This window comes from Leptospira alstonii serovar Sichuan str. 79601 (genome assembly GCF_000347175.1).
In the GTDB taxonomy this organism is placed as follows: domain Bacteria; phylum Spirochaetota; class Leptospiria; order Leptospirales; family Leptospiraceae; genus Leptospira; species Leptospira alstonii.
The window spans coordinates 128,632-141,399 of record NZ_ANIK01000071.1 but is presented as its reverse complement, the minus strand read 5'-3'; the positions used below and the strand labels follow the sequence as shown (position 1 = coordinate 141,399).

The following is a 12,768-nucleotide window of genomic DNA, read 5'->3' as shown; positions in this document are numbered from 1 at the left end:
TGCGAAATATCGGAAGTCAAAATGGCGCGTAATTTAATCTCGATTTTATGGACGTCGCTTTTTATCGGAATTTTACTTTTAATTCAAATTCGCTTTTCGGTTCCTTTGAACGTCGCTATTATGATTTGTATTTTCGTTTTGGCCGCCGTTTTCTGGGTGACCGAACCGATTCCGGGTTACGCCACCTCGATCCTCGTTATTTTCCTTGAAATTCTTTTTTTTGCGAATCCGATCGGTATTGCGGATCTAACGTTTTCTCCAGGTAAAAATCCCGCCCCCGCCGTTTTTTTTTCTTCCTTGGCGGACTCTTCGATTATTCTTTTTTTAGGCGGTTTTATATTGGCGAAGGCCTGCGTAAAAACAGGTTTGGATCGATTTCTCGCCAATCGGATCATTCGTAAGTTCGGAGTCAAAAGTCATCGGGTGCTTCTCGGCTTTATGATTACTACCGCCTTCATTTCCATGTGGATGAGCAACACCGCGACCACTTCGATGATGATTGCACTTTCCTTTCCGCTGTTTCAGATCTTGCCGGAAAAAGAACCGTTTCGGAAGGCTTTGATATTAGGAATTCCATTTGCGGCGAACATAGGAGGAATCGGAACGCCGATCGGTTCTCCGCCGAATATCATTGCGATGGGAATTCTTAGACAACAGGGAATTGTCGTTTCTTTCGGAACTTGGATGCTTTTTGCGGTTCCTCTCGTAGTCGTATTGATATGGTTCGCTTGGGTTCTTCTTTTAAAACTTTTTCCTGAAAACGGTTCCTTGGATTTGATCGTAGAATTTCCGGAACCGGAAGGTGGAAGTAAGTCCTTTCCGTTCAGGACGACTTCCGCGATTTTTTTAGGAACCGTCGTTCTTTGGTTCACCGAAAATTTACACGGGATTCCCGCGGGAGTAACTGCGTTATTACCTTTGATTCTATTTCCCGCATTCGGAATTTTGAACGAGAAGGACATCAATTCCTTGGATTGGTCGGTTTTACTTTTGATCGCGGGTGGGATCGGAATCGGTATCGGTTTTCAACAAAGCGGGTTGAGTCTCTGGTTTTCCGAAATTTTGAAACCTATTACAAAACCGGAATATGCAGTAAGTATGTTGTTCCTTCTCTGTATTTTAGCGCTCCTTTTGAGCACGTTCATGTCCAATACCGCGGCCACCAATCTACTCGTTCCGTTGGCGTTTCCGCTTTCAACGGTTGTTCTTCCCGGATCGAACGTTTATCTCTTGGAGGTTTGTCTGGGAATCGCCCTTTCCGCCTCTCTTGCCATGTCTCTTCCGGTGAGTACTCCTCCTAACGCGATCGCTTATGCGGTTGGGGGTTTTGAAATCAAGGATATGATTCGGGCCGGTCTGCCCGTCGGAATTTTCGGCTTGATTGTCGTCCTATCGGCGTATTTCACATTTTTGTAATTTATTTTTCCTTAATTTATTCCAAATCTTTCCTTTAAATCCTCACCTTTCTCTCTACTCAAAACTTTTCCAAAATCGACCGTAATTCGATCGGTTTTGGAATGAAAATCTTTTAAAATCGGACCTTAAAAAGTCAAAAAGCCGGAAAAATTTGCTTGAAAAATCCCATATTTACGGGACAATAAAGATGTAATGAAAACTACGTTGGAAATACCGGATATATTGTATAAGAAAGCGAAGGTAAAGGCCGCAGAAAGGGGAATTTCCATGAGAGCCTTGTTTATTGAGGCTTTGGAACACAATCTAAAAGTGGAAGAGGCGGTCAAAAGAGAAAAGGCGGCGTCTAAACTCGCAACCAACAGTTTCGGATGGCCCGTGCTTTCCAAAAAGAAAGGAGTAAAAGTAACCAACGAAATCATCAATACGATCATGGAGGAAGAAAATTAGAATGGGATATCTTTTGGACGTAAACGTTTTGATCGCGTTGAGCGATTCCAATCATACCTTTCATGAAAAGGCCTGGCAATGGTTCGATCGAAAGGCGAAGAAGGGTTGGTCGACTTGTCCGATCACTCAAAACGCTTTGGTTCGAATTATGAGTCATTCCTCCTATCCGGGAAGTCCGGGAGGGGTCGAAGTCACTTCGGCGATTTTACATTCTCTCTTAAAAGTAAAAGGTCATCGATTTATTCCGGATAATATTTCGATCGATTCTCCTTTGTTTTATCTCAACGTCGTTTCCGTGAGTTCCAAACAACTTACGGACATTTATCTTTTGGCTTTGAGCGCCAACCATAAGGTAAAATTCGCCACCTTCGATTCTAAAATTCCTTACGATGCGATCGACCGAGGAAAGGAACATTTGGAATTGATCGCTGCTTAGGGCCGGTCTCAAGACCGACTATTTAAGAAGTTAAAAACAATGATCGAGCTTACCGGATAAATGGATGTAGGATGATTTTTCGAGTTTTCTTTCGCCAAACACGCGTTATACTAGATTTCGTCGTATGGTATTTTGCCGAATTGTTTGTGGTAACCCTTGCGCAACGTGCCAAATAAACGATCCCATACAATTGAATAAAAACCAAAATTGTGATTCATATCCCGATGATGTTGCGCATGAAATGAACTTCCTGCAATATAGTTGATAACCGGGATCCGCGCCCAAGACTTTGGTAATGGTTCTACGCCAAGGTGACCGATCGTGCCGAATGCTACGTTAAGAAAAAGATAAGCCGACATACCGAACCATGAAGTCGAGTAAACGGCGATAACAAATAACCAAAGGGCGCCAAATCCGATATTCTCGACGGGATTAAGCGAGAATAACGTTCCCGGTCGAGGTCGTTCAAAACGGTGGTGATAGCGATGAATATAAGGAAAAAGGAATGATATATGAGCGAGCCGATGCAGTGCATACATCAAACCGTCCATGACCAATAGTAACACGATAACGTCAATCAATGACCGAAGATTGATACCGTCTCGAAATTGTATGATTCCATTCTTCCACAGATGCCAACCTGCCAACGTGATTAGCGTATTTAAACAGACATTGATTAGCCAAACGGATATCTCAGCCGGAGTTAAGGCGGGTGGAGGCAAACAAACGGGGCGTAAGGAAAAGCGAGAGGTTATGAGATTGCCAATCACTATCACGAGAATGAATATAACAACGTTTTCAATAAGAAAGACTAAAAAAGCGCCTTGCCACGAGATTGATGTCAACGAATGGATGATCGAATTCTCCATACTCTTACTACCCTTGTTTGCGTATGTGTAGGGAACTTTATTCATTAAGCTCCGTAAAGTCCTAAAAAAACCTTTCCAATTCGGATTGGAATTCGTAACCTACCTTCGTGTCTTATTTCCCGTTTTTAAAACGAGTCTTATCAAGAAAAAATCCTTGTCGTTCTTATTTAAACTTCAGTCCTATATTTCGTTTTTACGAAACAAACTTTCGTTTTCGTCGTAGGTCCTTGTTTCAGAGGGGACGTTTTTCTACGTTCGGGATTATATGTCTTTTTTATATTTTTGCGGGCTGTCTTCCCGGATTTTTAAAGGATTCAGAAGGTTCGAAGCCCGAGTCTTTATCGGCTTTTGCGATTCTTCAAGACAAGATCGATTCCGTTTTACATCCCGAACACAATCACGATCCGGAGCTACTCAAGGTTCTCGCGGGTGGGGACGTTATGTTCAATTGGGGAATTCGGGATACGATCGCCAAACACGGAGAAATCGCACCCGTGGAAGGTCTGAAATCTCTTTTCGAAGAAGCGGATTTTCGAATGGTCAATCTCGAAACTCCCGTCGTAGCTTCCAAAACGGAAGAATCCAAAAAGGCTTATATCTTTACCGCTCACGAAAAGGATTTGGACTCTCTCAAGTTTTTGGGAGTGGATATGGTTTTTCTCGGAAACAATCATTCCTTCGATCACGGACATCAGGGAATGAACGAGACATTGGATATATTAAATAAAAATAATATTCTAAACGTGGGTGCGGGAAAAAAACTTCCGGATGTTTTGGATTCTCTGAATTTAAACCTGAAAGGCACCGACTTACGGATCCATTCCGTAACGGCGATTGCGGAACAGGCTCATTATGCGACTCCGACGAAGTCCGGCGTGGCTCCTTTTTTGCTTCCCTCTTTGCAGGCTGCGTTTTTTGAAAAACGCCTCTTCCGTTCTAAAAATAATTTCCCTCCCGTTCGAATCGTTTCTTTACACTGGGGGGTGGAATATTCTCCCGTGCCGACCGACGATCAGAGAAAGATCGCAAGGGCGCTCATCGATTCCGGCGTAAAGATCGTGATCGGTCACCATCCTCACATTCCACAGGGTGTGGAGATTTACAGAGGAGGTGTGATTCTCTATTCTTTAGGGAATCTGATTTTCGGAAGTAGGAACTCCTATCTCAATCACAACCTGATCGCCATTCTCCATATCCGCCGTAATCGTTTGGAACGATTGGAATTGGTTCCGATTTTCGGAAAGTTCCAAAAAGAAGATCATAAAATCCGGCCTGTAACGGGCCAAGAGGCGCAGGATTTCCTACGCGAAGTTGCGGTTCTTTCCGCTGAACTCGGTACCAAACTCCGAGTCGAAGGGGATCGGGCCTTTCTCGATCTTCCTACAAATTCTCCCTTGACCCCGGCCTATCAGAGCAAAAAATAGGCTAATTATCGGTTCTTCTGCTCGTCGCAAAATCGCAGACGGGCTTTAACCATAGGGGAAACTTTTGAGAAATTACGAACTCACCACCATTACACGCGTGAGCTCTAGGGAAATTGCAAAGTCCGAAGTTCAGGATACTTTGAAGAAATTTTCCGTGAGTGTCACCTCCGACGAAGACTGGGGCCAAAGAAAACTCTGGCATCCGATCAAACACGAAGAGCAGGGAATCTTCCATCATTACAAATGTAGCGCGGATCCGGGCTCCATTGAAAAAGTGGAAAAGGAATTTCTAATCAACCAGAACATTCTGCGTTCCATGGTTGTTCGCCTCAATGGCTAATGATATCAACAGAGTAACTCTGGTCGGCCGCCTAACGCGGGATCCGGAGTTCAAATCGATCAACGGGACTTCTCTCGTAAACTTCTCCTTGGCCAACGGTCGGACCTATGTGTCTAACGGAGAAAAAAGGGAAGAGTCTCATTTCTTCGATTGCGAAGTTTGGGGAAAACCGGCCGATATCATTCAACAATACTGCAAAAAAGGAAAGCAGATTGCCATTGAAGGAAGATTGAAACAGGATACATGGGAAACGCCGGAAGGAAAAAAAGCGTCTCGGATTCGAATCGTCGTGGAGAATTTCCAACTCCTCGGTTCGAGAGACGATTCTTCTTCCTCTCCGAGAGAATCTTCTTCTTCCGGAGGAAACTCTTATCCATCCTCTCCGGAATACTACAGCCCTGCACCGGATGGCGACGACGATATACCGTTTTAATGAGGTAATTTATGAGCGAGAATGAAGTAAAAGAAGAACGTTCCGAAAGACCGGAACCGAGCGAATCATCTTCCGGAGAAATGGAAGGTAAGCCGCAGAGAAAACAGAACAAATACAAGAAAAAAGTCTGCCGTTTTACGGCCGACCCGGAACTTGCAAAACAAATCAATTATAAGAACATCGAACTTTTGGAAAGATTTATCACCAACCGTGGTAAAATCATCCCGAGAAGAATTACGGGAACCAGCGCTCGTTATCAAAGAGTTCTCGCACGTGAAATCCGCAAAGCGAGAAGTATCGGTCTTCTTCCTTACAAGGTGAACTAACATGAGAGTGATCTTACAAAAAGACGTAATTAATCTCGGAGACGCGGGAGATCTGAAGGAAGTAGCCGACGGTTATGCGAGAAATTTTCTTTTTCCGAAACGACTTGCGGTTCGAGCCAACGAAGGAAACACAAAAGCCGCTCTTCACCAAAAGAAATTGGGTGAGCTCAAAAAAGAAAAACGTAAGAAAGTAATGGAAGGTTTTTCTTCAAGCCTGAACGGGAAAGAATACGATATCCTCGTAAAAACCGGCGGGGGTGAAAAATTATTCGGAGCCGTGACTCCGATGGATGTCGCTTCCATCCTGAAAAAGAACGGTTTCGAATTGGATAAAAGAAAAATCGAAATCGCGGAGCCGATCCGCAGTTTGGGTTCTTACAAAATCAAGATTCGTCTCGCGGAAGGAATTCAGCCCGTAATTACTCTCCACGTCAAAAAAGAAGAAGAGTGATTTTCCTTTAAGGGACATGCAGTCCGACTCCTTATACGAACCGGAATCCGAAAGGGCCTTTTTAGGATTCCTGCTTCTCAAAGGAGCGGACAATCTTATCGATATTCCGGTCGCTCCCGAAGATTTTTATGTGGATCTCCACAGAAGGGTCTATCGGGGGATCGCCGATCTTGTGGACAAACGGATCACCATCGATCCGGTTTCCGTCCTGAACTTTCTCAAAGAAAATTCTCTCCTCAAAGACGAGGAAAAAGAATTCAATTATATCTATTCTCTTTACCGCGATACGGTAGTCACTCAACCTCTCGCGTATTACGCGACTCGGATCAAACGTTTTTCGGAACGGAGAATGTACGCCAAGATTCTTCAGGAATCCTTGGAACTCATCCGCAAGGAACCCGGAGACAACGAATCCGTCTTCAACACGGTAGAAAAAAATCTCACCGAAATTTCGAGAAACATAGACGCAAAAGGGCTACTTCCCGTTTCTTCGGACAAGGTCGCGCTTTCCGATTACATCATGGAGATCATGAAGAATCGGGGACAGATCACCGGTCTTCGCACCAACTTCACCAAACTCGACGAGGCGACTTCCGGTCTCAAAGAACACGAACTTATGATCCTCGCGGCTCGTCCCGGAAACGGTAAGACCACGTTCGCTCTTAACATAGCGTCTAACGTGGCCTTGGTTTACAACCAACCCGTGGTCATTTTCTCTCTCGAGATGAGCCGGATCGAACTTCTTCTCAAGATGGTCTGCGCCGATTCTCAAGTGGAATCGATGAAGCTCAAAAAATCCGAACTCACCCGTGCGGACGCTCCCAAACTTTTGGAGTCCATCGTTCGGGTTACCGCGGCTCCGATCTACATCGACGACTCCGGAGGTTTGACGATTGACGATTTCAAAGGTCGTGTGCGTAAACTTCTCACAACCGAAAAGATCGGTCTGATCGTCGTGGATTATCTTCAGCTCATGAGCGATCCGAAAAACAAGGACGGGGGTCGTCAGCAAGAGGTCGCTTCGATTTCCCGTTCTCTCAAACAAATGGCAAAAGAAGCGCGATGTCCGATTATCGCACTTTCTCAGATGTCCCGCGCGGTGGAACAAAGATCCAAGGATCAAAAGCCGCAACTCTCCGACCTTAGGGAATCGGGTGCGATCGAGCAGGATGCCGATATCGTTTCGTTTATTTATCGGGAAGAAAAGGTAAAAGGAGAAGACGAGATCAGTCCGGAGATGAGAGGTAAGGCGGAAATCATCATCGCCAAAAACCGCTCCGGTCCTATCGGTTCTTTTCATCTTGCCTTTAGGCCCGAGCTTAGCAGATTTGATAATATAGATTAATCATAGACCGGTTTTAAGGTCTTTTATAGGAAACGGAAATCATTGGAACAGTGGATTCAGGAAAATTATAAACATCGTTCTTGGGCCGGAGAATTGAACGAGTCCCAAGTGGACAAAAGGATCGTTCTCTACGGTTGGTCGTTTCGTTTTAGAGATCAAGGCGGAGTGATCTTCATCGATCTTAGGGACAGAACCGGAATCGTTCAAGTTGTTGCACGCAAAGAACTTTTGGGCGACGCGTTTATCCTCGCCGAGAAGGTTCGTTCCGAATATGTTTTGGCAGTCAGCGGAACCCTCAAAAAAAGAGATTCGGAATCCATCAATCCTAGAATGCAGACCGGAACGATCGAAGTTGTTCTGGATAAATTAGAAATTTTGAATGTTGCGAAAACCCCTCCGTTTTCTTTGGACGAGTTCGACGAGGTTTCCGAAGAGTTAAGGTTAAAATACCGTTATCTGGATTTCAGAAGGGAAGAACTTAAGAACCGGATGCTCAAACGTCACGAGTTCATATTCGCAATTCGTAATTATCTTAACAAACGTAAGTTCGTGGAAATTGAAACTCCGATCTTGAACAAATCCACTCCGGAAGGAGCGAGAGACTTTTTAGTTCCTTCCCGTCTCAATCCGAATCAGTTTTACGCGCTTCCTCAGTCTCCTCAGATCTTCAAACAGATTCTGATGGTCGGAGGAATGGAACGTTACTTCCAGATTGTAAAGTGTTTCCGGGACGAGGACTTACGCGCGGACAGACAACCCGAGTTCACTCAGCTCGATATGGAATTCTCCTTTGTCAGTCAGGAGGAAATTCTCGCTGAAATGGAAGGGCTCATCTCCTCTATTTATAAAGAAGTTTTTAATATTCCTCTGACGACTCCGTTTCCGAGAATGACTTATAAAACCGCGATGGAAGAATACGGCTCGGACAAACCGGATCTTCGTTTCGGTATGAAACTCGTGGACGTTTCCGAAATCGTAAAGGACTGCGACTTCAACGTATTTTCCGGAGCCGTTAAAGGCGGTGGAAAAGTAAAGGTCGTTTGTGTTCCCGGAGGTTCGTCAATTTCCAGAAAGGAAATCGAAGACTACACGGCGTGGTTGAACCGGGACTACAAAGCAAAGGGTCTCGCGTATATGAAACACGGAACCGAAGGTCTCGAATCCACGATCACAAAACGTTTTAAAAAAGAAGAGTTGGACGCGATCTCCAAGGCCTGCGGTTCGAAAGAAGGGGACATGTTGTTCTTCGGCGCGGACGAAAGGGAAATCGTCAATCACTCGTTAGGCGCACTTCGTCTCAAACTTTCCGAACGATTTGAAACTCCGAAGGAAGGGGAGATCAACATCACTTGGATCGTCGACTTTCCCATGTTCGAGTGGAACAAGGACCACAAACGTTGGGACGCTTTGCATCACCCGTTCACATCTCCGTCTGACGATAGTATTCCGTATTTTGAATCTATGGAAACCCTTCAAAAGAACGCGGGGTTCGCGACTGCGAAAGCGTACGACCTCGTGATGAACGGAGTCGAAATCGGAGGAGGTTCGATCCGGATTCATTCCCGCGATATTCAAAATCAAGTTTTTAAGGTTCTCGGAATCGAGGAAGAAGAAGCCAAGGAAAAATTCGGATTTTTACTCGAAGCACTGGAGTTCGGCGCCCCGCCTCACGGAGGTTTGGCGTTCGGAATCGACAGAATGCTCATGCTACTCACCGGAGGAAAATCGATCCGGGACGTGATCGCTTTCCCGAAAACGCAAAAAGGCCTTTGTCTCATGAGCGAATGTCCTTCTCCCGTCGAGGAAAAACAGCTTCAAGAGTTGAAGATCAAACTCGTAAAGGTTTAAATTGCGCAAAGAACAGTTTAACTTCGAGAATCAGGATCTGTATCGTAAGATCTGCGGCATCAACGACGACGGGGTCAAAATTCTCGAAAAACAACTCGAAATGGACATCATCCCGAGGGGAAACGGTTTTCAGATCGAGGGCGATTCCACCAAAGTGGAATTCGCGTTAGACTTCTTTAAAAAACTCGAGGCGAACTATAGAGAACGTCCGGACCGGGATTTTATCGATTCATTCGATTTTTCTTATATTCTAAAAGACGCAGGTAAGGAACTTCGCAAAAAGAGGGCGAGGGAAACCGAACCGGAACGAATTACTCCTTGGAAACCGAGCGAAAAAATTCTCACCACATACCGGGGAAAACAGATCTTTCCTCGGACCAGAAATCAGGAAATTTATTTTCGATCCTTTCAAGAGAATCTGATCACGTTCGCACTCGGTCCCGCCGGAACCGGAAAGACGTTCCTTTCCGTGGCGACCGCTTGTCGTCTTTTGCAGAGCGGCACGATCGATAAAATCATTCTTACAAGACCTGCGGTCGAGGCGGGAGAAAATCTGGGTTTTCTACCGGGGGATCTCAACCAAAAGGTGGATCCTTATCTGCGTCCGGTTTACGACGCTTTGAACGAATGTATAGGCGCCGAAAAAACGCAGGAATATATCGCGCTTACAAAAATCGAAATCGCTCCCGTTGCGTTTATGCGAGGTCGAACTCTTTCCAATGCGTTTATCATTTTGGACGAGGCGCAAAATTGCACCTTGGCGCAACTCAAGATGATTATGACTCGTTTGGGTCGCAATTCGAGAATGTGTATTTCCGGCGACTCGACTCAGATCGACTTGGATCACGGACGTTCGGGACTTGAAAAAGTGGTGACTTTATTCAAAAACACGGATCAAATCGGAATGGTGTTTTTCGGCAAAGAAGATATTACGAGACACCCGCTTGTGGAAGTAATCGTTCGTAAGTTCGAGGAGTTGTGATCGTATGCCCAGTCCGGGAGAACAGATCGAATCCGCTATGGCTTGGATTACGGATACTCTGACAAGAGTCCGTCCGATTTTATTCGTTCGTAGATTTCAGGTCGTTCTAGTCGTCATCACTTTATTCATGGTGATTTGGATGCTCGCCATCCCTTTTTTCGGTCAGGATAAAATGGATCTTTCTCCCGACGGATTGTATTCCGAAGGTAAGACCGCTCCCGAAAAAATCGTTTCGGCAAAAGAGATCGTCTACGAAGACGAGGATAAGACCAAAGCCAAAAAACTCGCCGCTTATCAATCCGCTCCTTTCGTTTTCGACCGCGACTATACACCGCTACAAGATCAGATCAATAACGCCATTCAAGAGGATATGGAAAATTTTCGTTCCTTCAAACCGAGCGCGGAGGGAAGAGCTTATCCGGAACTTTTGGGCGTCGTTCCCCGATGGAAGAATCGTTCCAAAGAAGAGATCGAACTTTTATACAAAACCCCGGGAAAGGGAAAACTCAAGGATCTCGTTCAACAATATTCTAATTTAGTATTTTCTTCTTTTTGCATATTACGGGACTTGCCGCCCGATTACGCGACTCTGAAAACGTCCGGGGCGCGGGTCCGAAATCAGGGAATCAAGGAACAGATCTCCAATTTGGAAGGCGGCTATATCGTTCCGAGATCGTTTCTGTATCGGGATCCGGATACGGTCAATATTCTCAATCGGATGGCTCAGGAAAAACTTTCCCGAATGGATCCGGCGGTTCTTCCTATCATTCAGAAGATCTCCTTAAGTTATATTTATTCCAATCCTTCCTGCTCATATAATGCGGACGAGACTCTTGCGGCTAAGAAGTTTGCGGCGGATCGGGCCGAACCGATCAATTCGCGGATTTTAGCGGGGGAGAACATCGTAAAATCAGGAGAGATCATCACTCCCGAAATATTCAAAAAATTGCAAATTGTAAACACGTACGCGACCCGCGCGAACATCGCGTCCATCGTTTCGATTCTGCTCATCCAGACCGTTTTTGTGGTCATCATTTATATTTTTTTGAAAAAATACAATCCGAAACGATTGAACGACGTTTCGAGTAACGTGATCGTGTTCTCTTTGATCTGGTTTTTGGTTTTAAGTTGTACGATTGCTTCCAGGATCTTTTTCAATTTCGAAACCAAATACGATTCCATTTTTTACTTCGCCTTGTTCGTTCCCGTGGGAATGGTCTGTCTGATCATCAGTTTTATCTACGACGAACAACTTTCCATTGCGATCGGATTTTATCTTTCCTTTTTCGTATTTATGGCTTCGCATTACAATCCGACTTCGTTTATGCTCGGATTTGTTTCCTGTATCGTTTCGGCGAGTTACGGAAGAAATCTCAGGAAACGAATCGATTTCATCAAAGCGGGTTTGTATATCGCGGGCGTCCAGATTATCATCGCTTCCAGCGGTTATCTTTTCGATTCCCGCAATTATTGGGTCGCAATTCCGAGCGGTTCCTGGCTCAAGGACTTGATCGAATCCAATATCTTTAAGTTATACGTTCTTTGTTTGATCAACGGGTTTGCTTGTTCGACCGCGGCTCAGTTTTTACTTCCGATCTACGAATATCTTTTTAACGTTCCGACTCGTTTTAAACTGATGGAGCTCGCGGATACGGGGCATCCGTTGTTGCAAGATCTTTTAACAAAGGCTCCTTCCACATACACACATACGTTTTTAGTTGCGGCGCTTTCGGAACGCGCGTGCCAAAATCTGGGACTCGATTGGCTTTTGACCAGGGTCGGGGTTTATTTTCACGATATCGGTAAAATTCCGAACGCGGGTTTTTTTGTGGAGAATCAGCATTTGATTCCCAAAAAAGAAAACATCGATAAGAATAATCCGGCTCTTGCCGCAAAGATCGTCATTGATCACGTGTTAGACGGAATCGAAATGGCGAAAAAAGCCAGACTGCCGAGAGAGGTGATCGACTTCATTCCGGAACACCACGGAACTTCCACGATGGCTTTCTTCTATCATAAAGCGTTGTCCGAACTTTCTCCGACACAAAAGAAAAAACTTAAAAAGCAGGATTTTCAATATCCTGGTCCGAAACCGCAGAGAAAGGAAACGGCCATCGTGATGATCGCGGATTCTCTCGAAGCCGCTTCCCGTTCTTTAGAGGAGATCAATCAGGAATCCCTGGACAATTTGATCACGAAGATCATAGGAATCAAACTCGCCGAAAATCAATTGGACGAATGCGGACTTACGTTAGGCGACCTTGAAGTAATCAAGGCTTCGTTTAAGGAAGTTTTGTTGTCCAGCCTTCATTCCAGACCGAAATATCCGAGTATGGAAGCAACCAAAGCATTAGAAAAAAAGAATGCATTAAACTTCGCAAACGGACACAAACAAACCAGAACCGCATCGGGGAAAGGAAACTGATCGCGGATTCCGTTTCCATTTCGAAC

General features: G+C 45.0%; 13 protein-coding genes. 12 read left to right on the top strand and 1 reads right to left on the bottom strand.

Annotation, left to right across the window (positions count from 1 at the left end):
• Nucleotides 1-21 precede the first annotated feature (21 nt).
• From LEP1GSC194_RS14975 to LEP1GSC194_RS14965, 3 genes are all read left to right on the top strand, one after another.
• Nucleotides 22-1,416, top strand: a complete 1,395-nt coding sequence (locus LEP1GSC194_RS14975) for a DASS family sodium-coupled anion symporter (protein WP_020774284.1) — start codon at nt 22-24, stop codon at nt 1,414-1,416.
• A 204-nt stretch (nt 1,417-1,620) separates the two neighbouring features.
• Nucleotides 1,621-1,863, top strand: coding sequence for an antitoxin (locus LEP1GSC194_RS14970; RefSeq protein WP_231384535.1), 243 nt, complete (start codon nt 1,621-1,623; stop codon nt 1,861-1,863).
• Between the two features lies 1 nt (nt 1,864).
• Entirely contained in the window at nt 1,865-2,299 is a 435-nt protein-coding gene (locus tag LEP1GSC194_RS14965; protein WP_020774361.1) for a TA system VapC family ribonuclease toxin, read from the top strand.
• A gap of 110 nt (nt 2,300-2,409) precedes the next feature.
• On the opposite strand, the gene LEP1GSC194_RS14960 is transcribed toward LEP1GSC194_RS14965, so the two are convergent.
• A complete protein-coding gene (locus LEP1GSC194_RS14960) occupies nt 2,410-3,168 on the bottom strand; it encodes a sterol desaturase family protein (protein WP_036043189.1) in 759 nt (252 codons plus the stop codon).
• 260 nt (nt 3,169-3,428) lie between these two features.
• Here LEP1GSC194_RS14960 and LEP1GSC194_RS14955 point away from each other — a divergent pair, with 260 nt between their 5' ends.
• From LEP1GSC194_RS14955 to LEP1GSC194_RS14915, 9 genes are all read left to right on the top strand, one after another.
• Nucleotides 3,429-4,592 carry a CapA family protein gene (locus LEP1GSC194_RS14955; protein WP_331272596.1) on the top strand — a complete coding sequence of 388 codons (1,164 nt, stop codon included), beginning with the start codon at nt 3,429-3,431 and terminating at the stop codon, nt 4,590-4,592.
• Nucleotides 4,593-4,656: 64 nt separating this feature from the next.
• Nucleotides 4,657-4,932: a 30S ribosomal protein S6 gene (rpsF, locus tag LEP1GSC194_RS14950; RefSeq protein WP_017807811.1), complete on the top strand. Its 276-nt coding sequence runs from the start codon at nt 4,657-4,659 to the stop codon at nt 4,930-4,932.
• The gene (gene ssb, locus LEP1GSC194_RS14945; RefSeq protein ID WP_020774387.1) at nt 4,925-5,365 is read left to right on the top strand and encodes a single-stranded DNA-binding protein; all 441 of its coding nucleotides are present in this window, start codon (nt 4,925-4,927) and stop codon (nt 5,363-5,365) included. Before rpsF ends, ssb begins: the two co-directional genes overlap by 8 nt.
• An 11-nt stretch (nt 5,366-5,376) precedes the next feature.
• Nucleotides 5,377-5,691, top strand: a complete 315-nt coding sequence (gene rpsR, locus LEP1GSC194_RS14940) for a 30S ribosomal protein S18 (RefSeq protein ID WP_017808746.1) — start codon at nt 5,377-5,379, stop codon at nt 5,689-5,691.
• 1 nt (nt 5,692) lies between these two features.
• Nucleotides 5,693-6,142, top strand: a complete 450-nt coding sequence (rplI, locus tag LEP1GSC194_RS14935) for a 50S ribosomal protein L9 (RefSeq protein ID WP_020774285.1) — start codon at nt 5,693-5,695, stop codon at nt 6,140-6,142.
• Nucleotides 6,143-6,158: 16 nt separating this feature from the next.
• A complete protein-coding gene (dnaB, locus tag LEP1GSC194_RS14930; protein WP_003009921.1) occupies nt 6,159-7,487 on the top strand; it encodes a replicative DNA helicase in 1,329 nt (442 codons plus the stop codon).
• Between the two features lie 42 nt (nt 7,488-7,529).
• Nucleotides 7,530-9,335, top strand: coding sequence for an aspartate--tRNA ligase (gene aspS / locus LEP1GSC194_RS14925; RefSeq protein WP_020774348.1), 1,806 nt, complete (start codon nt 7,530-7,532; stop codon nt 9,333-9,335).
• Between the two features lie 100 nt (nt 9,336-9,435).
• On the top strand, nt 9,436-10,317 hold the full coding sequence (locus tag LEP1GSC194_RS14920) for a PhoH family protein (RefSeq protein WP_173644566.1): 882 nt from the start codon (nt 9,436-9,438) through the stop codon (nt 10,315-10,317).
• Between the two features lie 4 nt (nt 10,318-10,321).
• Nucleotides 10,322-12,742 carry an HD family phosphohydrolase gene (locus LEP1GSC194_RS14915; protein ID WP_020774298.1) on the top strand — a complete coding sequence of 807 codons (2,421 nt, stop codon included), beginning with the start codon at nt 10,322-10,324 and terminating at the stop codon, nt 12,740-12,742.
• Nucleotides 12,743-12,768 lie beyond the last annotated feature (26 nt).